The organism is Ancylobacter sp. Lp-2 (assembly GCF_020523795.1).
GTDB lineage: Bacteria > Pseudomonadota > Alphaproteobacteria > Rhizobiales > Xanthobacteraceae > Ancylobacter.
This window is the reverse complement of record NZ_JAJALI010000001.1, coordinates 94,393-114,629: the sequence shown is the minus strand read 5'-3', so window position 1 is coordinate 114,629 and position 20,237 is coordinate 94,393. Positions and strand designations below refer to the sequence as shown.

Below are 20,237 nucleotides of genomic sequence, written 5' to 3'. Positions count from 1 at the left end.
GATGCCCGGTGATGTCACCTCCGGCAGAGGACGCTTCGCACGAGGCAGCGAGCGCGAACGGCTCGATCCGTTCGTGGTCGCCACCGGCGACGCATCCCCACGCGATCAGCGCGACCTCATGGAGCGGCCGTTCTTCTCGCTCGCCAAGGCCAAGCGGGTCGCTCCGATCCTCTACGAGGCCGGCGGCCAGCGTGTCGAAGTCTTCGGGATGCCCGAACACGGCATGGCCACCATCTGGGATGCGGACGTGCTCATCTGGGCCGCCAGCCAGATCGTCGAGGCCGAGAACCACGGCCTGCGCACGTCGCGCTTCCTGCGCTTCACGCCCTATCAGCTTTTGCAGGCGATCGGCCGCGCCACCGGCGCGCGCGAATACCGCCTGCTGAAGGGCGCGCTCGCCCGCCTACAATCGACCGTCATCCGCACCACCATCCGTCACGGCGAGCATTGGCGGCGGCATCAATTCTCCTGGATCAACGAATGGGAAGAACTGACCACCCGCGACGGCCGCGTCGAGGGCATGGAGTTCGTCCTGCCCGACTGGTTCTATCGCGGCGTCATCGACCGCTCGCTGGTCCTGACCATCGACCCGCTCTATTTCCGGCTGACCGGCGGCATCGAACGCTGGCTCTATCGCGTCGCCCGCAAGCACGCTGGCCGCCAGCAGCATGGCTGGCTGTTCGAAGTCGTCCATCTGCACGAGAAGTCGGGCAGCCTCGCGCGCATCTCCGATTTCGCGCTCGACCTGCGCCGCATCGCCGCCCGTCAGCCGCTGCCCGGTTATCGCCTCGACATCTGGCGCGAAGGGCGGCGCGAGATGATGCAAATCCGCCCCTACGGTCTGTCCACAGTGCCTGTGGACAGCGCTGTGGAAACACTCGTGACTTCGGGCGCAAACGGTATCGGGACTTCGGGCGCAGGACTATCGGGATTTCGGGCGCACGAACCACAGTTAAGTCTCTGGCCTGAAACGCGGAATCCGACTGCTAACTTAGAGTCTAACAAAGAATCTAACTCTTCTTCTTTGACGCGCGCGCCTGCGAGGCACAGTGCCGGTGCCACCCGGCGAGGTGCGCCATGATCGTCGCGCTCCTCAATCAGAAGGGCGGCGTCGGGAAGACGACGCTGGCGCTGAACCTCGCCGGAGAATGGGCGCGGCAGGGCAAGCGCGTCACGCTGATCGACGCGGACCCGCAAGGCTCGGCGCTGGACTGGTCGCAACAGCGCGCCCGCGAGGGTCTGGCCCGCACATTCGGCGTCGTCGGCCTGGCTCGCGACACCCTGCACCGGGAAGCGCCGGAGCTGGCCCGTGACGCCGATCACGTCGTGATCGACGGGCCGCCGCGTGTCGCTGCCCTGATGCGCTCGGCGCTACTCGCCGCCGACCTGGTGTTGATCCCGGTGCAGCCGTCGCCATTCGATGGCTGGGCTTCGGCCGAAATGCTGGCGCTCATCACTGAGGCGTGCATCTACCGGTCCGAATTGGTCGCCCGCTTCGTGCTCAATCGCTGCGGCGCGCGCACCGTGCTGGCCCGCGAGACGGCCGAGACACTGGCCGAGCATGATCCGCCGGTCCTTGCTGCCACCATAGGTCAGCGCATCGCCTTTGCCGCCGCCGCACAGTCGGGACGGTTGGTGTCCGAACTGGATGATGACACGCCCGCCGCGCGCGAGATCGCGGCGCTGGCAGTAGCGATCGACGCCCTCGGCATCGGGAGGGCGTCGCCATGAGCGAGCGAACGTCCCGCCGCAGGTTCGCATCACGGCCGGTCGATCCCGAGCATTGGATCAAGGCGTCCGACGCTCCCCCGCGTGACAGCGATGCCGGTGGCTTCAACGCGCGGCTGACCATCGACGTGACGCAGGATCTGCGCGGCCGGATCAAGATCGCCGCGTTCCGGCGCGGCGTCACCGTCGCCGACATGCTTCGCGATCTGCTCGCGCGCGAATTTCCCCCAGCCACCGAAGGAGACCCATCATGACGAGCGCAGCGGTGCCCCGCGCGCGCGGCGGCCCCATGCCGTCCGCGTTGCCATCCGACAGCCTTACCCATGTCGAGCTGACGCATATCGAGAAGCGGATCGAGAACTGGATCAGGTTCGGCCGAGAGGCGCACGAACAGGTTCTCGACCGCCGCCGCCGCCTCTTCTCCTATCGCCCCGGCAGCGTCTTTGCCTTCGTGCGCTGGGCGGCGAACGACTTCGGAACCATCATCTCGCGCATCGACATCGTGCGCGCCGTCGAGTCAGGTGAAGCCTATCAGACGCTTCCTTTCGTGCGCCCCGGCGGTGACATCCTTCTGAAGATCGAAGGCTGGCCGAAGGTCGAACAGGTGCTCCGCCATATCGACGCTGTGGAGGCCGTCGGCATCGACGCTTGCGAGGTCGCGCCCGACCACTGGCGGCATGTCGGCAACCGGATCGGCGCCGGCCATACGCCGCGCCCCTACACGGTGGATCGCCATCAGGCGTGGCTCAAGCGGCGGGAGATCGGGCAATGACCCGCTTCGGGTACGTCATGGTGACGTATTTTGCGACGATGGGCGTCGCCATCGCCGCGTTTATTCCGACGCCGCTGCGCCTTGTCTGGAACGCCTCGGCCAGCGTGCCGATCGGTCTCTACGACCTCGAACGCCCAAGCGACCTGGCTGTTGGCGATCTGGTCGCCGTCATGCCGGACAAGCCGCTTGCCGATTTCATGGTGGAGCGCGGGTATATCGGCCGCGACGTGCCGCTGATGAAGCGCGTCATGGGGCTTTCCGGTCAACGGGTTTGCCGTACCGGCAACGCCGTGACCGTCGACGCCGTGCCGCTCGGCGACGCACTCGACCGAGACCGGCACGGCCGCGAACTGCCCATCTGGCAGGGCTGCCGGCGCATCGCGGACGGCGACATCTTCCTGATGAATCCCGACGTTCGCGACAGCCTGGACGGCCGTTACTTCGGCCCGATTCCGGCGCGCACCGTCATCGGCAAGGCGACGCCGATCTACACCGACGAGGACGGCGACGGCCGCTTCGTCTGGCGTGCGGCGACACGCTGACCGCCGCGCTCTTTCCCCGCCATCGCAATCCCAAGGAGGTTTCCATGCCGCAGATCGGCACATTCACGCGCGAGGACTCCGGCTTTGTCGGCCGCATTCATACCTTCACCATCTATCGCGAAGTCACCGTCGTTCCGGCCGAACCGTCCGACACCGAGAACGCCCCGGACTACCGCATTCATCACGGCAATGACGAAGGCCCGGAGATCGGCGCGGGCTGGAAACGCACTGGCGAGCGTGCGGGCGAATACGTCGCATTGCTGATCGACGATCCTGCTCTACCGCAACCGATCCGCGCCAATCTGTTCCGCGACGACGATGCCGGCAGCGCTTGGTCCCTGCACTGGAGCCGCCCGCAAAAGCGCGACGGGAGGGATTGACATCATGCCGCCCGTCAGCCTGCTCGCGCAAGCGATCCCGTTCCGATCCATCATCCCTTTGTTCGCGGGAAAGCCGTCTCATCCCTTCGTCCCACTCGAACGCAGGTCGGCCGGCGCGCGCAGCGAAGGTCAAGGGCCGCCATTGGCCGGCGCTTCGCGCGCACCCTTGACCGCAGCGAGCACGCTGGCAGGCTGGCCTCGCAGCGGAGAAGGCGCGCACGTCCGATACGCGGTCCTGATGGTAGCGGTGCTGTTCGCTTCCATCTTGCCCGTCGCAGCAGTGGCGCAGCCCCAACCGGCGGAGCGGGCCGCACCCGCTGATCCCTATGCTCCCCATATCGTGGAAGCCTCGCAGCGATTCGGCGTCCCGGCGGCATGGATCAGAGCGGTCATGCGCGCCGAAAGCGCGGGCGATCCACGCGCCATCTCTTCGGCCGGCGCGATGGGGCTGATGCAGATCATGCCCGCCACATGGGCGGAGTTGCGCGTCCGGCATCGGCTCGGCGGCGACGTTTACGATCCGCGCGACAACATCCTTGCCGGCACCGCCTATCTGCGCGAACTGCACGACCGCTACGGCAGCGTCACCGCCATGCTCGCTGCTTATAATGCCGGTCCCGGACGCTATGAGGCGTCGCTTTCCGGTCGGCCATTGCCGGCCGAGACCCGCGCCTATGTCGCCGCTATCGCGCCGATCATCGACGGCAACGCGATCGTCACGCCCGTCATAGTCGCGGCGGCCGATCCGCTGGCATGGACCCGCGCGCCCTTGTTCATCGCGCAGCCGGATCGCGCGTCCGTTGCCGATCCGGTGCCGGCCGATCGTCCATCGAATGACGTGCCAGCGGCGGTCGCGGTGCGCGATATTTCCGACATCGCGCCGCAGTCCGATGGCCTGTTCGTCGCGCGGGCGAACACGGGACCACGGCCATGAGCATCATGGTCGGCGGCATGGCACGGCGGATTGTTGTGTGCAGGGAATGCGGCTGGCGGCAGTCTCATTCCTGGACTGGAGGGGCAGAACGGGAAGGCAGGCGGGAGGGCAAGATTAAAGCGGACGGCACCCTATGGGTCCGATCCGGGGGCCAAGCCCTTGTCTGCACACTGTTTGGGGCGGCACCGTCGCCGGGCCTTCATGGTGCCGCGAGGCGCGGCAAAGACAGCATTTCCCGGACTTCTCGCGGCACCCTGCGCCGAAAGCGGCGATTTCGAGTGGATCGGCGGCCATGAGCCGCGACGACGACAACCGTTTCCGGCCAAGGCCCGGCCGTGTGCGATCCGACGCGCCGAAGGCGGGCCAGGCCAAGAGCTTCCTCAGCAAGATTCGCAAGATCACGCGCCAGCAGCAGGCCGCTTCCGGCCGAAGCCGGTCGGCCAAAGGCGGCAGCTCCGGTCGTGCGGCCAAGGGCAAGAGCATCATCGCTTCCGGCAGGGGCGTCCAGCGCGGGCGCGGCGCGGCCTTCGTGCGTGCCCGCAATCTGTCGAACGGCTGGAGCCATCGCCAGCCCGGCAGCCGCCGTGTCATCGTCAAATCGCGGTCGGTTCGCGCGGCCGGTCGCAGCGGTAAGGCCGCCGCGCATCTGCGCTATATTCAGCGGGACGGCACCGCCCGCAATGGCGAGCGCGGCCGGCTCTATTCAGCGGGTGAGGATCGCGCCGATGGCGATGCTTTCGTCGATCGCGGCAAGGACGATCGCCACCAGTTCCGCTTCATCGTGTCGCCTGAAGACGCCGCCGATCTTGCGGACCTCACTGGCTACACCCGCGAACTGATGGCGCAGGTCGAGGTCGACCTCGGCACCAAGCTCGATTGGGTCGCCGTCAACCACCACAACACTGGCCATCCGCATGTCCATGTCATCGTCAATGGCCGCGACGCCGTGGGCGAGGATCTCGTCATCAACGGCGATTATCTCGCGGGCGGCATCCGCGAACGGGCGGGCGAACTGGCGACGCTGGAACTTGGTCCCATCACCGAGATCGAGCAGCGCCGCAAGCTCACGGCGGAGATCGACCAGGACCGGTTCACCCGCATCGACCGGGCGATGATCGCGGAAAGCCAGGACCGCTTCATTGACCTGCGCCATGAACCGGACGATCTGCGCGGCCAATCCGATCGGACCATACGGCTGCGCCGTCTCGGCAAGCTCGGCGACATGGGCCTCGCCACAGAACATGCGCCCGGCGTCTGGGAGTTGAGCGAACGGTTGGAGCCGACCCTGCGCGAGATGGGCGAACGCGGCGATATCATCCGCACCATGCAGAAGGCGCTCCGGGCCGAGGGCGCCGAGCGCGATCCGATGAGCTTCGAGATTCATGACGCCGCACCCGCGAGGCCAATCGTCGGCCGCGTCATCGACAAGCACCTCTCCGACGAGCTGGGGGAGAGCCTGACGCTGGTGGTCGATGGGATCGACGGGCGCACGCACCATGTCGCCGGCATCGACCCGGCCCGCGTCGAAGACGCTCGGATCGGCAGCGTCATCGAGATCGGGGCACCCGACAGCGCCGTCCGTCCATCCGATCGGGCCATCGCCGGGATGGCCGAGGACGGCATCTATCGGCCGAGCCGGCATCTGGAGCAGGCCCGGTTCGATGGTGTGCCGGGCGGGAACTATGAGGGCTTCGTCGATGCCCATGTCCGTCGCCTGGAAGCGTTGCGGCGGGCCGGGATCGCGGAGCGGATCGACGCCGATCAATGGCGCATCCCGGAGGATTTCGTGGCGCGCGCCGCCGCCTATGACGCGGGCCGGAATGCCCGTGCCAATATCCGTATCCTTTCGACCTTCGACCTCGAGCGCCAGATCGGATCGGACGGCGCGACCTGGCTCGATCGGCGGTTGGTCGGTGCAGGCGCGTTGGACCTGTCGCCTGCCGGTTTCGGCGAGCAGGTGCGCGAGGCGATGGAGCGGCGACGCGAGACTCTGATCGACCGAGGCGATGCCATCCGTCAGACGGACGGTCGCATCGCATATCGGCGCAATCTGATCGCCACACTTCAGGAGCGCGAAGTGGCCCGCATCGGCGTGGCTCTGGCGGAGGAGAGAGCGAAGCCTTTCCGAGCTGCCGCCGATGGCGAAACCGTCGCGGGCACCTTCACCGGGACGGTGCAGCTATCGAGCGGCAAGTTCGCCATCGTCGAAAAGTCCCAGGAGTTCACGCTTGTCCCATGGCGGCCTGTCATCGACCGTCAGCTCGGGCGAGAGGTCGCAGGCATCGTGCAGGGCGGATCGGTGTCGTGGCAGTTCGGGCGGCAGAGGGGGCTCGGATTGTAACGGAGGTAACGGCCGGCATCATAACACTGGGTTTGACGACCGAGCTTCCTTGAGAAGCCAGTTCGCGAACACCTGTATTGGCCCCTCACTCAACCGGATCGGCTCCGGCAGGACGAGAGAAAAGGTCTTGGATATCGACATGCCGTCGGGCCAAGGCGCGACCAGTCGCCCCTCCGCCAACTCGGTTTCGATATAGAGGCGCGGCACCAGCGCAACGCCGAGACCGGCCAGCGCGGCTTCGATTTGCATGGAGTGAAGATCGTAACGGGCACCAACCGCAGGATTGGTCAGCACGATCCCGGTTTCTTCCGCATAGCGTTGCCAGGCGTCCGGGTTCTGGCGGCGATGGAGCCGCGGCAGTGCATCGAGGGCTGCCGCAGGGTCTCGGCCCCTGATCAGCGCCGGATGGCAGACCGGAACTAGCACCTCATGCAGCAAGCGGTGTGTCCGCATCCCCGTCCAAGCAGGATGCTCAAAATGGATGGCGGCGTCGAAGCCGCTGCCTGTGAGAACGAATGGCTCCATCCGTTCCGCAAGATGCAGGGTGATATTCGGATGCCGCTCCTGGAACGGCTTCAGACGCGGGATGAGCCAACGCGTCGCGAACGTCGGCAGGATTGCGATGTCGAGGCTCGCGCCGTCGCTGGGCTGCCCCATCAGATATTGACTGTCACGCTCCAGCCGGTCGAGCGTCTCGCGGACCTGAACCGCATAACGCTCTCCATTCGGTAAAAGCCGGACGCGATTGCCGACTCGCTCGAACAGCGTGACGCCGAGGAACGCTTCCAGCCGGCCTATCTGCCGGCTGATCGCGCCTTCGGTCAGGGCCAGTTCGTCGGCCGCGCGGGCGAAGCTCCCATGACGCGCCGACGCCTCGAACGCCATGAGTGCGGAATTACTGGGAATCTTGCGGCGCATGACGATCCTGACAGGGCGGTTCGGCATTCGATCTGCCGCCACCTTGATATTAGATCACTGAAGCATGATCCATTGTCGATATATAGGCATGGATTGGCAGTTTATCATGAGAAAATATCAACGAAAGACAAGACCGGAAGGACAAACTTCCGGTCGAAGGTGAAATAATGATCTACACGGTCGAATGCAGCTTTGCCGACTCCGGCAGCGAAGCGGAATGGAATGACTTTTACAGCCTGGACAAGCTGCCAGCCCTGATTTCGGTAAGCGGCTTCCACACCTCGCAGCGTTTCAAGGCATTGAGCGGTGGCTGCCCCGTCTATCTCGCCGTCCACTCGATCGACGGCCTTGATATTCTGACGGGCGAGGAATACCGCCAGAAGGGCGGCGGCAATTTTGCACGCTGGCAGCAGCACATCACTGACTGGCACCGGAACCTCTATGGCGGCGTCGAGCGCGCGCCGGCCATTGGTGAGGGCGAATACCTGGCGTTTAGCGCAACAGGCCCCGAGCCTATGATCCGGTTGGGCCTCACCCCCTATGCGATGCAGGCGGTCGCAATGGAGAAGTTCCCGGAACAGCGCTGGCTCGCCAAGGTGGAGCGCGGCAAGACGCCTGACATCAAGCATCTGCCGGGAGGGGTTCATGTCTATGCACCGATGACGGCGCAGTTGACGCGTGACGGAGACGCCGCTGTCGGGAAGGCTCAGTAGGCCCCAATGCCGAATGTCACGATCTACATCCCGGCAGACAGGATGCCGCCGGACGAAGCCCTCGCAGAGCTCGTCGAGCAATGCACCGAACTCTGCACCGGTATTCTCCGGGCTGCACTGGTGAATGTGCATGTCATCTATGTCGCTGTCCGGCACGGCCGGGGACACCCCGCCTTTGCAGAAATCCAATACCGTCTTGAGCTTTTTCGGACGCCGCCAGTCATGGATCGGTTCATGGAAGAGCTGGACGACGCCATCAAGCGCAATACCGGCCTCACCGCGCGCATCCGCTGCTTTGGCTATGAAGCGTCGAGCATTCACGCGTGGAACTGAGCGGATGCCAGGAGAAAACCAATGTCTAGTTTCGCATTACCCAGCCAACAGATCGGTGACTTAACAATCACCGCAGTCAGCGATGGCTATCTCCACGCCAGTTTCGACTTCCTCGCGAATATCGACCCGGTCGATGCCGCCCGTATGCAGGAAAATGCGGGGATAACGGATCATACCTCGATCCATATCAACTGCTACCTTGTCCGTGGAGGCGGTCGCTCGATCCTGATCGATGCAGGCGCTGGTGGTTTCAAGCAATGGGGCGGTCGATTAACTACCAACCTGCTACTCGCTGGCATTCACCCTTCGGAAATCTACGCAATCCTGTTGACCCATGCCCATCCCGATCATGTCGGGGGTTTAATGGATGCATCCGGGGAAGCCGTCTTTCCGAATGCCGAGCTTGTCGTCCACCATCGGGAAGTCGCGTTCTGGGAAGACGACGGCAATCTGAGCCGGGCGCCCGAGCGCGCACGTGGCAACTTCCTCGTGGCGCGTCAGGCGTTCGAGGGTTACCGCGACAGGCTGCGCACCTTTGGCGCTGGTGAGGTGTTTCCCGGCCTGACGGCGGTTCCACTTCCGGGCCACACCGCCGGGCACACCGGATATCGGCTCGATTCAGGTGACAAGAGCCTGCTGGTTTGGGGCGACATCGTTCATTTCCCGCAAATTCAGGTTCCGCGCCCGGAGGTGTCGATCGCGTTCGACCAGGACGCACATATCGCCGCCGAAACACGGTCGCGGCTGCTGGACCTCGTAAGCTCCGATCGGTTGCCAGTCGCAGGTATGCACTTGGGCGAACTCGGCTTTGCGCACATCAAGCGAGACGGCGAAAACTATGGCGTCGCTTATGAGGAATGAGCGTGTTGCACCCGTTGTCTGATCGTCCGTGTATCCGCGATCCGAACCGGTGATGAGCTTGCTGCAAGTAAGGCGCTGCCGTTCCGCATGGCGGCCGATGGCGAGACCGTCACCGGTACCTTTCAGCTTTCAGGCGGCAAGCTCGCCATCGTGGAGAAGTCCCCCGAGTTCACGTTTCTCCCGTGGCGGCCGGTCATCGGCCACCAGCTCTGCAAGGAAGTCATGGGGATAGTCCAAGGCGGAACGGTGTCGTGGGAGTTGGGACGGCAGCGGGGAATGGGATTGTAGGGAATGCTATTCCGCCGCGTGACGACCTTCTGCGTAGACCTTGTTTTCGCCGGACGCCTCGTCAATCAGCCATTCAACGAAACCACGAACCAGACTTACAGGATCGGCCTGTTGGGGGATGACCGCGACATATCCCGTTCTCGAAACCCGGATGTCAGGCAGAGGCGTCATCAGACTTCCGCTGGCGATGTCGATATCCAGCATGGGAAGCGGGCCGATCCCGATGCCAAGCCCATCTTCCACGGCCTGGCGGGCGACGAAGAAGTGGTCGAATGTCTGACGCGGCAGGCCGGCCAGATGCTGGAGGTTTGCCGCTTCAAGCCAGTTCAACCAATCGCCGGGACGGGTTTCACTCGAAAGCAGCGTATGCCCCTCAATGTCCGCAGGCTTGAGGATCGGGCGCTTGGCAAACAAGGCAGGGCTCATGATCAGCGTATCCACGTCATCTAGAACCGGAATGACATGATGCTGGGGCCATATATCTTCCCTAACCACACCACGCCGGATCGAGAGATCCACGCCACCGCGCAATTCTTCCTGAACACAGGACACCGTCGTAACGACGACTTCGATGTGCGGGTGATTGGCGTGGTAGCTCCCAAGTCGAGGGATGAGCCAGCGCATCGCCAGGCTGGTCGGGGCGCTCACGCGCAGGATGCGGCGCGCGTTCGGCCGGCCGCAGGCTTCTGCTGCGACCGCCAGACGGTCGAATGAAAGGCCGACCTCGGCGGCGAAGATTTTCGCCGTTGGCGTAGCAACCATCCGGCGCCCATCCCGCACGAACAGCTTCTTACCGAGCCAGCCTTCCAATGCGGCGATCTGTCGGCTCACCGCGCCATGGGTAAGGCCAAGTTCAACTCCTGCCTCGGCATAGCTGCCCATCCGGGCAGCGACTTCGAATATGCGCAGGGCATTCAAGGGGGGGAGACGGCGCATGCTAAACCCGTGAGGAAAGCGAACGTTATGTGTGAGAAAATCCATACTAGTCGATGAAAGCTCACACGTATACCGTCCAATAAGAAGATGGCCAGACACGGCACGACAATCAGCCCTCCGAGCAGACCAGTGAGAGATGTCCCGCAGCAATCGATGGAATAGTCAAAAGCGTAGCCTTGTCGGCGCCAGTCTCACACATGCCCTGCATGATGGTTACACGGATGCCCTCTATGCCTTCATGCCAGTATGGCAGGCGCAGTTCGGGCTTTCCTATGCGGCGCTTGCCGTTATCCGTGCCTTCTATTACGCGACCATGGGCGGTCTTCAGCTCCCTGCCAATCGGCTTCTGCGCGTCTGGTCGGCCCGCGCCGCTCTGATCCTTTCGACGACCATCGCGGCGACCGGGCTGGTGATCATGGCTCTGCCATTTGGGCTGGCGGGGCTCTGCGTCGGCCTCGTTGTGGCCGGCATCGGGTCGAGCATTCAGCACCCGCGCGCCTCCCTGCTAGTCACAGAAAGCTATGGGCAAGCCGCGCGACGTCCTTTGGGTATCTATAATTTCGCGGGCGATCTTGGAAAGGCTGTATTGCCGGCGCTTGTCGCGTTGCTGCTGACAGCCCTGGCGTGGCAACCAGTGCTCGGGATGATGGCGATGCTCGGAGCCGCTTTGATCTTTACTCTGGTTCGACTGGTACCGCCCGTTTCCGCCCGCAGAGAATGCGTGAGACAGGCGACCATCAGCCGCCCACGCGGCGGCTTTCGTGTTCTCACGGCGATCGGCGGCTTCGATACCGCCACCCGCATGGGATATCTGCTGTTTCTTCCTTTTCTTGTTCAGGGACGGGGTGGCGGGTTGCCAACAGTCGGCATCGCACTTGCCCTGCTGTTTATCGGTGGAGCGTTCGGGAAAGCAGTTTTCGGTGACCTTGGAGAGCGGCTGGGCGTCGTCAGGACCGTGATGATGGCCGAGGCCGTGACAGCTTCGCTGATCGTCACGACGCTGTTCACGCCGCTGCCCTTGACGCTCATCCTGCTGCCGCTGCTCGGCATTGTTCTCAACGGCACATCGTCCGTGCTCTACGGCACCGTGCCTGAGCTGTCGGACGGCGATACAGGCCGGGCTTTCGCGATCTTCTATACGAGTGTTATCGGCTCCGGTGGTCTCGCCCCGATCCTTTATGGGGCTATCGCCGATCACAGCAGCCGAACGGTCGGCGTTCTCTCGGCGGCCGCCACCGCCGTTTTGATCATTCCGCTTGTCCTGGCACTTGGCCCCCATCTGCGCAGCCGGACAGCCGAGGTTACAACTGTCGCATAGCCAATCTGAAACCCAATAAACGGTCGGCTCCTGGCTGGCCTCATTCAATCCCCTGAGAAAGGCCGGAGAATGAATACCGTTTCGCAGCCCCCCCTGATGTTGATAACCGGAGGAAGCCGTGGCGTGGGTGCTGCGACTGCGCGGCTTGCCGCGGCCAAAGGCTATGATGTCGTCATCACGTTTGTTTCCAATGAGGCCGCCGCTCATGCGGTCACAGCCGATGTGGAAGCAGCCGGGCACCGGGCTTTGGCCGTGCGCGCAGACAGTGCCGACCCCGAACAAATCATCCGGCTTTTCTCCACGATCGACCGGGAATTTGGCCGAATCGATGTGCTGGTGAACAATGCGGGGATCATTGCGCAGCAATCCCGGCTAGAAAATCTCGGCTTCGAGCGCATGCAACGGATATTCGCGGTCAACGCGATCGGCCCGATGCTCTGCGCCCAGCAGGCGGTCAGGCGGATGTCCACCCGCCACAACGGGCGGGGTGGTGTCGTGATCAACATCTCGTCTGCATCGGCCCGGCTAGGCAGCCCGAACGAATATGTCGACTACGCCGCTTCGAAAGGTGCCCTCGAAACATTCACCATCGGCTTCTCAAAGGAAGTGGCGCGGGAGGGCATACGCGTCTGCTGCATTCGTCCCGGCCACATCTATACCGAGATGCACGCCAGTGGCGGAGAGCCAGGACGGGTGGATCGGGTCAGGGACACGATCCCGATGGGAAGGGGTGGCCAGCCCGAAGAGGTCGCGCGCGCAATCCTGTGGCTGGCGAGCGAGGAAGCTTCCTTTATCACCGGCACATTCCTGGACGTTACTGGCGGCAAATAGGCGAAGGACTTTTGGGTGGAGCATGCCAGCAATTCGACAGGCGTGCCGCCATAGTCGAAGTAGCTTGATGAGCGCGGAAAGATCAATCGTCGCTTGATTTCTGATATGGCTGAGCCAGTGCATTGCGTTGCGAAAAATATTGCGCCGGCGTGGTGCCCAGAGCCTTCTTGAACATCGTGATGAACGCGTTGACCGATTCGTATCCCAGTTCGGCAGCGACATTCTGCACCGTCTCGCCGCTGGCCAATTCGCGTAGCGCGACGACGAGGTGGAGTTGCTGCCGCCAGCGCCCGAACGTCAGTCCCGTCTCATGGATCAACAGGCGCGCCAGCGACCGCTCGCTCATCGCAACCCGGTTCGCCCAATCGCTCAACGTACTGCGGTCCGAAGGCTCGATCGCCAGAGCGTCCGCTATCGCCCGGATCTTCGGATGGCCGGAGATAGGAAGATTGAACCGCTCACGCGGCATCTGTGCAAGTTCGTCGAGGATCACACGCGCGATGCGGGCGGCGTGGCTGTCGGCGAGATAGTCCGCGCCCTCGCCGGCAAGCCGATCGACCATCTCGCGGATCATGGGGGAGACCGATAGCGTGCAACTGGTTTCGGGCAGATTCGCAGCATCCGGTTCGACAAACAGATAGTTGAGCCGGGCGTTCGCGGTCGCGCGCGCGCTGTGTGGCACGCCACCGGGAATCCAGACCCCGCAATTGGGGGGTACTATCCAGATTTCGTTGCCCGCAGTGCAGGTGACGGCTCCATGCAGAGCGAGGATCAACTGACCTTTGCGATGGACGTGCAGAGGCACTTCCGACTCATGGTCCGCGAAGTCGAGCTTGTGGGCGACCGCAGGCAGAAGGGTGAGGTCAGGATCAAAAACGGAAACAGCAGATCGCAACACAGACATGATAAATGACCGTTTTTAGATATTTTATGTCACAATAACGAATTTAAATGCTTTTGCAAATCGATCACAACTGGCGGAATGAACACTACGGAGCCCATAATCACCCCCTCAAGCAAGACCGTTGCAGCCCGGTTTAAAGCTAGAACGAGCTTCCTGCGCACGCCCACCATGAAGGCGGATGCGGATGCGATCCTGTTTTCGGCGAAAAGTTTCGCCGCAGCGATGCTGGCCTACTATGTTTCGCTGCGGATCGGGCTTCCCAAGCCGTTCTGGGCGATCATTACCGTCTACATTGTCTCGCAGACCTCCGCCGGGGCGTCATTCAGCCGGGGGGTCTATCGCTTTGCCGGAACGCTCGTCGGCGCCATAGCAACAGTCGCGATCGTCCCGAATTTCGTGAACGATCCGATGCTGTGCAGCATCGTGCTCGCGGGCTGGATCGGCCTGTGCCTGTTTTTCTCGCTGCTCGATCGCACGCCACGAGCCTATGCCTTCGTTCTTGCCGGCTATACTGCGAGCCTGATCGGGTTCCCGAGCGTGCTCGATCCAGGCTCGGTTTTCGAGACGGCATCGTTGCGCGTCCAGGAAATCTCGATAGGGATTCTGTGCGCAGTCCTAATCCATCGCTACGTCCTGCCGAAACCCATGACGGGCCAGTTCACGGGCAAGCTGTCGACGACGCTGCGGGACGCCCGTCGGCTGGTGGGCGATGCCCTGAGCGGAACGCCGGGAGAAAGCCAGCTCGACCGTCACCAACTCGCAGCGGACCTGCTCGTACTCGAGGGGCTTGCGACGCATCTGCCCTATGATCCGGTGCCAACGCCACCACGCCAGATACTGCGACTCATCCATGATCGGCTCGCCCGCTTGATATCGCTTGCAGCAGAGATCGAAGACCGGGTTCACGCCCTTGGCATAGGGGACGCAGATACGCCTGATGAACTCGTCGCCTTGATAGGTGACGTCGGGGCCTGGGTTGCGAGCGTCGAGCCGGAAGACCGGGAGGCTGGCGCAGCCGAACTGATCGGACACGCGCGGTCCGTCCAGAAGCATTTTAGCGCAGACGCCGCGACGCCCGGCGACAGGCTTGCGGCCAACCTCGCCGGCCATCTGGCCGAGATGATTGGTCTGCTGCAGGACTGCGATAGGCTTGGACGGATCATCGCGGCGAGCGGGCGCCTGCACGACACGGCGTCGCTTCATGGGCCGAAGCGGGCGAAGGGCTATGTGTATCACCGCGATCCCTGGATGGCGGGTCGCGCAGCGCTTGGCGCCATCGCCGGCATCCTCATCGGGTGCGCCTTCTGGATCTGGTCAGCTTGGCCTGAGGGGGGAATGGCCGTCTCTATTCTCGGCGTGTGCTGTACCCTGTTCGGCAATTTCGACGCGCCTGTGCCCTTTGTCGTCAAATATATCGTCGGCTCGATCTACGGGGTCGTGATCAGCCTCGTCTACAGCTTCGTCATCCTGCCCCAGGTCACGGACTTTCGGATTCTTGTCGCAGTGCTCGCTCCGGCCTTCCTGTTTGCCGGTTCGCTGCAGGCACGCCTGCCGACGACCTTCATGGCACTCGGCATCACGCTAACCATTCCGATCCTCTCGGCGCTCGGCCCTTACTACACCGGCGATTTCGCCACCTCACTCAACAGTGTGATCGCGCTGTTTGCTGCGGTCGGCTTCGGCGCGGTGAGTATGTCTCTGTTCCAGACCGTGCCGGTCGACGGGGCGATCAACCGCGTGCTTCGCTTGAGCCGCCGGGATGTCGGGCGGCGCGCGCTCGGCGTTGCGCCCAACGAAGCGCGCTGGACGAGTCTGATGATCGATCGGACAGCTTTGTTGCTGCCAAGGTTGCGGCTGACCGGCAAAACCTATCCGGATGTGCTCGACGATACGCTGCACCATCTTCGTATCGGGCATGCCGCCGGACAGCTTCGCAAGACGATCCCGCAGATCAAGGGCGACGCCGGCGTCGAACTGAGCGAGCTTCTATCCGTGATCGCCAAGCGCTTCGGCGGCAGAAAGCCGTTAACACCCGCCGACCTTCTCGATCTCGATCAGCGCATTGAGACCCTGATCGGGAAGATGGCGGGCAGCGCTCTCAGGAAGCGACTGCGGATTGTCGACCTGCTCACCGACCTGCGGTTCGCGCTCGGCTTTCCGGCAGACGGGAGGACCACGACCTATGATCGTTGATCTCAATCTCGGAGGCGTCCTCATCCCCGGCCTGGTGGTGCTCGCGTTTATCGCGCTGATCGTCACCATGGCGGTGCTCCGGTTGTTCGCCGCCGCTAGCCTCCATCGCCTGTTCGCTTATCGGCCGCTCGTCGAGCTCGCCACGTTCGTCATCATCTACGGTCTGCTCGTGCAGTACCTGCCATCGATCGGACTCCTCCCTTGAAACCTGTTCTATCCCTGCTTGGGCGCTATGCTCTGACCCTTTGCCTCGTCGCCGTCTCCGCCTTTATCGCGCTAAAGGCGTGGAGCCATTACGAGCGAACGCCTTGGACCCGCGACGGGCGAGTTGGCGTCGATGTCGTGCAGATCGCGCCGGAAGTCTCCGGCACGGTCAGCGCAGTTTCCGTGGTTGATAATCAATATGTGCGTCGGGGCGATATCCTTTACGAGATAGACCCCGAGCGGCTCAGGTTGGCAGTGTCGTTGGCTGAGGCTGAGGTTGAAGCGAAGCGCCAGGATCTGATCGTTCGTCAGGCAACAGCGCGGCGGCACAGCCAGCTCAAGGACGTCGTCTCCCAGGAGGCGGCTCAGCAATCGAGCGGCGCTGCTGCGGTTGCCAGCGCCGCCTATCAGTCAGCGGTGGTGGCGCTCGATCTGGCCAAACTCAATCTTGCCCGCTCGACTGTCCGCGCCCCGGTCGACGGCTACGTCACCAATCTGAGGCTTCGGCCCGGCGATTACGCTACGGCTGGTGTGACGAAAGTCGCTGTCCTAGACGCCGCCAGCTTCTGGATCACCGGCTATTTCGAGGAGACCAAAATACGACAGATTCGCGTTGGTGACCCTGCACGGATCATGTTGATGGGCTTTGATCAGCCTGTATCTGGCCATGTCGATAGCACCGGCCGGGGAATCGACAACAGCAACGACGCGCCCGGTCATCTCGGCCTGCCCAGTGTCGCAGCCACATTTTCTTGGGTCCGTCTTGCCCAGCGCATCCCGGTGCGCATCCACATCGATCGGGTACCGACCGGTGTCGAACTCGCGGCGGGTATGACGGCAACGGTCGAGATCACCCCCGCGATTGGCGAACCCGCGACGGGGGAACGGCCGTGAAGCGCGCGCTCCCCTTCCTGTCCGCCCCTTTGCTTGCGAGTTGCGTCGCGGGGCCGAACTATCATGTGCCGCGCAACGCCATGGCGGAACGTCCTGACGCCGCCGCGCCATTTCTCGGAAGTGGTGCGACAGTAAGCCAGGAAAAACTGCCGCCTCGCTGGTGGCGCCTCTATGGCGACCCGAGGCTCGACTCATATGTCGAGGAGGCCCTGAAGGCCAACACCGATCTACGGGTGGCGGAGGCGAACCTCCGTCGCGCCACGGCGATCGTTCGCGAGGCTGAGGCTGCGAGGAGCTTGAGCAGTGGCGTGAGCGGTCAAGCGCTCGGTTCGCGTGTCGCAGGACCGACCAGCGACTTGCCCGCATCGCTCAGCTATTCGCTCGGATTGGAGCTTAGCTACTCTCTCGATCTGGCTGGGAGCATCCGTCGGGGGATCGAGGCCACCGGCGCGCAAGCCGAAGCAACGCTTGCCGCCCGCGATCAGGTGCGTGTCGTCGTCGCAGCCGCCGTGACGCGCAGCTATGCGCGAGTCTGCACAGCGAACATAGGATTGATGGCCGCACGTCGTGTCGCCGAGACCCGGCAGGAAGCGCTCGCGGTTTCGACGCGACTGGCCCAAGGCGGACTCGGCTCCCGAATGGAAGTGGAACGCGCCCGTGCGGCCGCCTACAATAGTAGTGCTTTGATACCGCAGATTATCGCCGAAAGGCAGGCGGCTCTGTTGGAACTGGCTGCGCTTATGGGGCGAGCGCCGTCCCAATACCCAAAGGAAATTGAGACTTGCGACAAGGCCCCGTCGATTATGCGGCCGATCCCGGTTGGCGATGGGGCAGCTTTGATCAAACGCCGTCCTGACATCAGGATGGCCGAGCGAATGCTGGCTGCGGCAACAGCAAATATCGGAATCGAAGAGGCCGAGCTTTATCCGAAGGTCAACATCGGAGGAACAGCGGGGACGGCAGGCCCGTTAGGCGGATTGTTGGCGCCGTCTTCGTTTGGGTTCAGTATAGGCCCGTTGATCTCGTGGTCCTTCCCAAATAGGAAGGCAGTACACGCTCGCATTGAGCGGGCGGGTGCTGACGCGGACGCTGCGCTCGCAAATTTTGATGGGTCCGTACTCAACGCCCTCCAACATACAGAGACAGCCCTTTCTGCCTACGGTCGTGCCCGTGATCGCCTGAATGATCTCCAATCGGCGGCCGAAGCCGCTGAAAAAGCCAGTCGTTACGCCGAAAAATCGAGACGATTGGGCCAAACACCACTTTTGGATGTGTTGAATGCCCAAACGGACTATGCGCAGACACAGGCAAGCCTGTCAGTCGCGCGAGCCGAACTGGTGGATCGTCAGATCGACCTTTTCCTGGCCTTAGGCGGAGGGTGGGAATGAGGCGAAGAAAAGCATCGAATAAGCATCTGATGCGCCAAGATCCCGATTGGTTTGGACCTCGAATTCCGTTGGTGTCTTTACGACACACATTGGCTGTTGCCGAACTTCTGAACTTTCGTCATGCCGCAAATGTCCTTGGCACAACACAGTCGAGCGTTAGCACACGGATCAAGGCGTTGGAGGAGACGCTGGGCGTCCTCCTGTTCGAGCGCCGGCATCGCGGCGTCCGGCTGACCGAAGCCGGACGCCGCTTCGTCGCCGAGGTGTCGGTCGGAATCGACCATCTCGATCATGCCATCCAGATGGCGGGGGCACTCGCGGTCGGGGTCGAAGGGAAACTCGCCATCGGCCTGCATACGTCGATCGCCTCCGGCTTCCTCACCGATCTGCGCCAGCGGTATAGATCTGCCTATCCCGGTATCGAGCAGATCATCACCGAGAGGAAATCCGTCGAGACGATCAGCCTCGTCCGCGACGGCAAGCTCGACGTGGCCTTCGTCGTCAACACGCCAGCGCCGCCCGACTGTCATTCACGCGACTTGTGGCGGGAGCCGATCGTCGCCGCGCTTGCGGCCGATCATCCTCTCGCGGTCGCTACATGCGTCACATGGGACGATCTGGCAACAGAAGTTTTCCTCGCCCGGCAAGGAGCTTCAGGACCGCAGATGTTCGACCATGTGGTGCGCCGCGTCACCGAGCGCGGCCAGATTCCGAAGGTTCAGCGTTGCGATGTCGGCCGTGATACGCTGATGCATCTAGTGGCTTCGGGCGATGGGATCACCTTGACGACGGAAGCCGCTAGCGGCGTCCCATTTCCCGGCATCGCTTTCCGCCCGATTGCCGACGAAACCGAACAGGCTAGGTTCAGCGCGATCTGGTCGCCGCATAACCGAAACGCCGCGCTCAGGAACCTGCTCGATCTCGCGGCTGACATGGCGAAGTCAGCGCGATCCGGCTGACCACTTCAAAAGCTCACCCGGTTCCACGCCAAGCGCTTCGGCAATCTGCCCCAGCACCGTGACGCTCGCAGATACGTCCGCACGCTCGATGGCGCCGATATAGCGCGCGCTCAGGCCAGCGTGATCAGCCAGTTCTTCCTGCGTCATGCCTCTGTCATGACGCATCCGACGCAGATTGATCGCCATGATCTCTTTCAGGTCCATGCTTGACAGGAGCCTGCGTCGGAACGATCATTCCAGGAATGATCGTTCCTATTCGCCGTATGGCGTGATAAAAGCCGGACAGTTATTGTCTGCCGCCGACGCTTTGCTTGCCGCGCTAGAGGAAATGCGCGGGGCCGGTCGCTCGTATTCCAGAGCGATTTGAGTTAAAGCGTGAACGCCGTCGCGGTGCCGAAAGGAGAACCGACGAATGCGTGTGCGCCCCGAACTCGATCCCGATGTAGACGATCTGGCCCCCACCGAGCCGGAGGTCACGATCTACGACGAGAGACACTTCGTCACCTATCTGCGCCTGCTTGACGCTGCGGCGGACGGTGCCGACTGGCAGGAGGTGGCGCAAATCGTGCTGCACCGTGACCCATCCGACGAACACGCGCGCCTTTGTTGGCAAAGCCATCTTGAGCGCGCGCACTGGATGACCAAGACCGGCTACCTCAGGATACTGGAGCAAGCGACGGCCGAAGCGCGATCAACTAGGAACTGACCATCCTTTTTCTTCGCTATAGTATCCGAAACCCCGACCTGTCGGATTTTCTGTTGCCTATCGCCGGAACGGCTATTCTCTGATCGGCTCCGTC

23 protein-coding genes and 1 pseudogene are annotated in these 20,237 nt (G+C 63.0%); 20 read left to right on the top strand and 4 right to left on the bottom strand.

The window, feature by feature from the left end:
- The first annotated feature begins 1 nt into the window (after position 1).
- The 8 genes from LGR54_RS00550 to LGR54_RS00515 all read left to right on the top strand — a co-directional run bounded on the left by LGR54_RS00550 (position 2) and on the right by LGR54_RS00515 (position 6,697).
- A complete protein-coding gene (locus LGR54_RS00550) occupies positions 2–1,081 on the top strand; it encodes a replication initiator protein A (RefSeq protein WP_230360041.1) in 1,080 nt (359 codons plus the stop codon).
- The gene (parA, locus tag LGR54_RS00545; protein WP_230360040.1) at positions 1,078–1,731 is read left to right on the top strand and encodes a ParA family partition ATPase; all 654 of its coding nucleotides are present in this window, start codon (positions 1,078–1,080) and stop codon (positions 1,729–1,731) included. The genes LGR54_RS00550 and parA overlap by 4 nt, the downstream gene beginning before the upstream one ends.
- The gene (locus tag LGR54_RS00540; RefSeq protein ID WP_230360039.1) at positions 1,728–1,982 is read left to right on the top strand and encodes a hypothetical protein; all 255 of its coding nucleotides are present in this window, start codon (positions 1,728–1,730) and stop codon (positions 1,980–1,982) included. Before parA ends, LGR54_RS00540 begins: the two co-directional genes overlap by 4 nt.
- Complete coding sequence (locus LGR54_RS00535) at positions 1,979–2,500, top strand: DUF2840 domain-containing protein (protein WP_230360038.1); 522 nt, start codon at positions 1,979–1,981, stop codon at positions 2,498–2,500. The genes LGR54_RS00540 and LGR54_RS00535 overlap by 4 nt, the downstream gene beginning before the upstream one ends.
- Positions 2,497–3,042: a S26 family signal peptidase gene (locus tag LGR54_RS00530; RefSeq protein ID WP_230360037.1), complete on the top strand. Its 546-nt coding sequence runs from the start codon at positions 2,497–2,499 to the stop codon at positions 3,040–3,042. Before LGR54_RS00535 ends, LGR54_RS00530 begins: the two co-directional genes overlap by 4 nt.
- 44 nt (positions 3,043–3,086) lie before the next feature.
- Positions 3,087–3,422 (top strand): DUF736 domain-containing protein, encoded by a 336-nt coding sequence (locus tag LGR54_RS00525; protein ID WP_230360036.1) that lies wholly within the window; start codon positions 3,087–3,089, stop codon positions 3,420–3,422.
- 4 nt (positions 3,423–3,426) lie between these two features.
- Complete coding sequence (locus LGR54_RS00520) at positions 3,427–4,356, top strand: lytic transglycosylase domain-containing protein (RefSeq protein ID WP_230360035.1); 930 nt, start codon at positions 3,427–3,429, stop codon at positions 4,354–4,356.
- Positions 4,357–4,648: 292 nt separating this feature from the next.
- Entirely contained in the window at positions 4,649–6,697 is a 2,049-nt protein-coding gene (locus LGR54_RS00515; RefSeq protein WP_230360034.1) for a relaxase/mobilization nuclease domain-containing protein, read from the top strand.
- A gap of 18 nt (positions 6,698–6,715) precedes the next feature.
- Here the strand turns inward: LGR54_RS00515 and LGR54_RS00510 are convergent, their stop codons facing one another.
- The gene (locus LGR54_RS00510; RefSeq protein WP_230360033.1) at positions 6,716–7,615 is read right to left on the bottom strand and encodes a LysR substrate-binding domain-containing protein; all 900 of its coding nucleotides are present in this window, start codon (positions 7,613–7,615) and stop codon (positions 6,716–6,718) included.
- A gap of 167 nt (positions 7,616–7,782) precedes the next feature.
- Here LGR54_RS00510 and LGR54_RS00505 point away from each other — a divergent pair, with 167 nt between their 5' ends.
- From LGR54_RS00505 to LGR54_RS00490, 4 genes and pseudogenes are all read left to right on the top strand, one after another.
- Positions 7,783–8,328, top strand: a complete 546-nt coding sequence (locus LGR54_RS00505) for a sugar ABC transporter (protein WP_230360032.1) — start codon at positions 7,783–7,785, stop codon at positions 8,326–8,328.
- Positions 8,329–8,334: 6 nt separating this feature from the next.
- On the top strand, positions 8,335–8,661 hold the full coding sequence (locus LGR54_RS00500) for a hypothetical protein (protein ID WP_230360031.1): 327 nt from the start codon (positions 8,335–8,337) through the stop codon (positions 8,659–8,661).
- A gap of 21 nt (positions 8,662–8,682) precedes the next feature.
- Positions 8,683–9,522, top strand: coding sequence for an MBL fold metallo-hydrolase (locus tag LGR54_RS00495; protein WP_230360030.1), 840 nt, complete (start codon positions 8,683–8,685; stop codon positions 9,520–9,522).
- A 42-nt stretch (positions 9,523–9,564) separates the two neighbouring features.
- Positions 9,565–9,810, top strand: a pseudogene (locus LGR54_RS00490) (DUF3363 domain-containing protein); the annotation flags it as partial.
- 6 nt (positions 9,811–9,816) lie between these two features.
- Here LGR54_RS00490 and LGR54_RS00485 read toward each other — a convergent pair.
- Complete coding sequence (locus LGR54_RS00485; RefSeq protein WP_230360029.1) at positions 9,817–10,746, bottom strand: LysR substrate-binding domain-containing protein; 930 nt, start codon at positions 10,744–10,746, stop codon at positions 9,817–9,819.
- 136 nt (positions 10,747–10,882) lie between these two features.
- Here LGR54_RS00485 and LGR54_RS00480 point away from each other — a divergent pair, with 136 nt between their 5' ends.
- On the top strand, positions 10,883–12,064 hold the full coding sequence (locus tag LGR54_RS00480; protein WP_230360028.1) for an MFS transporter: 1,182 nt from the start codon (positions 10,883–10,885) through the stop codon (positions 12,062–12,064).
- A 69-nt stretch (positions 12,065–12,133) separates the two neighbouring features.
- Complete coding sequence (locus LGR54_RS00475) at positions 12,134–12,895, top strand: SDR family oxidoreductase (RefSeq protein ID WP_230360027.1); 762 nt, start codon at positions 12,134–12,136, stop codon at positions 12,893–12,895.
- A gap of 82 nt (positions 12,896–12,977) precedes the next feature.
- On the opposite strand, the gene LGR54_RS00470 is transcribed toward LGR54_RS00475, so the two are convergent.
- Positions 12,978–13,799, bottom strand: a complete 822-nt coding sequence (locus LGR54_RS00470) for a helix-turn-helix domain-containing protein (protein WP_230360026.1) — start codon at positions 13,797–13,799, stop codon at positions 12,978–12,980.
- A 168-nt stretch (positions 13,800–13,967) separates the two neighbouring features.
- Here LGR54_RS00470 and LGR54_RS00465 point away from each other — a divergent pair, with 168 nt between their 5' ends.
- Genes LGR54_RS00465 through LGR54_RS00445 form a run of 5 tightly spaced genes read left to right on the top strand, consistent with a single transcriptional unit; the run spans position 13,968 to position 19,437 of the window.
- The gene (locus LGR54_RS00465; RefSeq protein WP_230360025.1) at positions 13,968–15,992 is read left to right on the top strand and encodes an FUSC family protein; all 2,025 of its coding nucleotides are present in this window, start codon (positions 13,968–13,970) and stop codon (positions 15,990–15,992) included.
- The gene (locus LGR54_RS00460; RefSeq protein ID WP_230360024.1) at positions 15,982–16,197 is read left to right on the top strand and encodes a DUF1656 domain-containing protein; all 216 of its coding nucleotides are present in this window, start codon (positions 15,982–15,984) and stop codon (positions 16,195–16,197) included. The genes LGR54_RS00465 and LGR54_RS00460 overlap by 11 nt, the downstream gene beginning before the upstream one ends.
- Positions 16,194–17,090, top strand: a complete 897-nt coding sequence (locus LGR54_RS00455; RefSeq protein ID WP_230360023.1) for an efflux RND transporter periplasmic adaptor subunit — start codon at positions 16,194–16,196, stop codon at positions 17,088–17,090. Before LGR54_RS00460 ends, LGR54_RS00455 begins: the two co-directional genes overlap by 4 nt.
- Positions 17,087–18,478 (top strand): efflux transporter outer membrane subunit, encoded by a 1,392-nt coding sequence (locus tag LGR54_RS00450; protein ID WP_230360022.1) that lies wholly within the window; start codon positions 17,087–17,089, stop codon positions 18,476–18,478. The genes LGR54_RS00455 and LGR54_RS00450 overlap by 4 nt, the downstream gene beginning before the upstream one ends.
- Positions 18,475–19,437: a LysR family transcriptional regulator gene (locus LGR54_RS00445; RefSeq protein WP_370638100.1), complete on the top strand. Its 963-nt coding sequence runs from the start codon at positions 18,475–18,477 to the stop codon at positions 19,435–19,437. Before LGR54_RS00450 ends, LGR54_RS00445 begins: the two co-directional genes overlap by 4 nt.
- On the opposite strand, the gene LGR54_RS00440 is transcribed toward LGR54_RS00445, so the two are convergent.
- Positions 19,420–19,641 carry a helix-turn-helix domain-containing protein gene (locus LGR54_RS00440; RefSeq protein ID WP_230360020.1) on the bottom strand — a complete coding sequence of 74 codons (222 nt, stop codon included), beginning with the start codon at positions 19,639–19,641 and terminating at the stop codon, positions 19,420–19,422. The two genes, LGR54_RS00445 and LGR54_RS00440, sit on opposite strands and share 18 nt — an antisense overlap.
- Positions 19,642–19,849: 208 nt before the next feature.
- Here LGR54_RS00440 and LGR54_RS00435 point away from each other — a divergent pair, with 208 nt between their 5' ends.
- Entirely contained in the window at positions 19,850–20,143 is a 294-nt protein-coding gene (locus tag LGR54_RS00435; protein ID WP_230360019.1) for a DNA -binding domain-containing protein, read from the top strand.
- Positions 20,144–20,237 lie beyond the last annotated feature (94 nt).

Bases quoted from the DNA above. Each gene is read 5' to 3' on its own strand.
- LGR54_RS00550 (WP_230360041.1), top strand. From the start codon at position 2: ATGCCCGGTGATGTCACCTCCGGCAGAGGACGCTTCGCACGAGGCAGC.
- parA (WP_230360040.1), top strand. From the start codon at position 1,078: ATGATCGTCGCGCTCCTCAATCAGAAGGGCGGCGTCGGGAAGACGACG.
- LGR54_RS00540 (WP_230360039.1), top strand. From the start codon at position 1,728: ATGAGCGAGCGAACGTCCCGCCGCAGGTTCGCATCACGGCCGGTCGAT.
- LGR54_RS00535 (WP_230360038.1), top strand. From the start codon at position 1,979: ATGACGAGCGCAGCGGTGCCCCGCGCGCGCGGCGGCCCCATGCCGTCC.
- LGR54_RS00530 (WP_230360037.1), top strand. From the start codon at position 2,497: ATGACCCGCTTCGGGTACGTCATGGTGACGTATTTTGCGACGATGGGC.
- LGR54_RS00525 (WP_230360036.1), top strand. From the start codon at position 3,087: ATGCCGCAGATCGGCACATTCACGCGCGAGGACTCCGGCTTTGTCGGC.
- LGR54_RS00520 (WP_230360035.1), top strand. From the start codon at position 3,427: ATGCCGCCCGTCAGCCTGCTCGCGCAAGCGATCCCGTTCCGATCCATC.
- LGR54_RS00515 (WP_230360034.1), top strand. From the start codon at position 4,649: ATGAGCCGCGACGACGACAACCGTTTCCGGCCAAGGCCCGGCCGTGTG.
- LGR54_RS00510 (WP_230360033.1), bottom strand. From the start codon at position 7,615: ATGCGCCGCAAGATTCCCAGTAATTCCGCACTCATGGCGTTCGAGGCG.
- LGR54_RS00505 (WP_230360032.1), top strand. From the start codon at position 7,783: ATGATCTACACGGTCGAATGCAGCTTTGCCGACTCCGGCAGCGAAGCG.
- LGR54_RS00500 (WP_230360031.1), top strand. From the start codon at position 8,335: ATGCCGAATGTCACGATCTACATCCCGGCAGACAGGATGCCGCCGGAC.
- LGR54_RS00495 (WP_230360030.1), top strand. From the start codon at position 8,683: ATGTCTAGTTTCGCATTACCCAGCCAACAGATCGGTGACTTAACAATC.
- LGR54_RS00485 (WP_230360029.1), bottom strand. From the start codon at position 10,746: ATGCGCCGTCTCCCCCCCTTGAATGCCCTGCGCATATTCGAAGTCGCT.
- LGR54_RS00480 (WP_230360028.1), top strand. From the start codon at position 10,883: ATGTCCCGCAGCAATCGATGGAATAGTCAAAAGCGTAGCCTTGTCGGC.
- LGR54_RS00475 (WP_230360027.1), top strand. From the start codon at position 12,134: ATGAATACCGTTTCGCAGCCCCCCCTGATGTTGATAACCGGAGGAAGC.
- LGR54_RS00470 (WP_230360026.1), bottom strand. From the start codon at position 13,799: ATGTCTGTGTTGCGATCTGCTGTTTCCGTTTTTGATCCTGACCTCACC.
- LGR54_RS00465 (WP_230360025.1), top strand. From the start codon at position 13,968: ATGAAGGCGGATGCGGATGCGATCCTGTTTTCGGCGAAAAGTTTCGCC.
- LGR54_RS00460 (WP_230360024.1), top strand. From the start codon at position 15,982: ATGATCGTTGATCTCAATCTCGGAGGCGTCCTCATCCCCGGCCTGGTG.
- LGR54_RS00445 (WP_370638100.1), top strand. From the start codon at position 18,475: ATGAGGCGAAGAAAAGCATCGAATAAGCATCTGATGCGCCAAGATCCC.
- LGR54_RS00440 (WP_230360020.1), bottom strand. From the start codon at position 19,641: ATGGACCTGAAAGAGATCATGGCGATCAATCTGCGTCGGATGCGTCAT.
- LGR54_RS00435 (WP_230360019.1), top strand. From the start codon at position 19,850: ATGCGTGTGCGCCCCGAACTCGATCCCGATGTAGACGATCTGGCCCCC.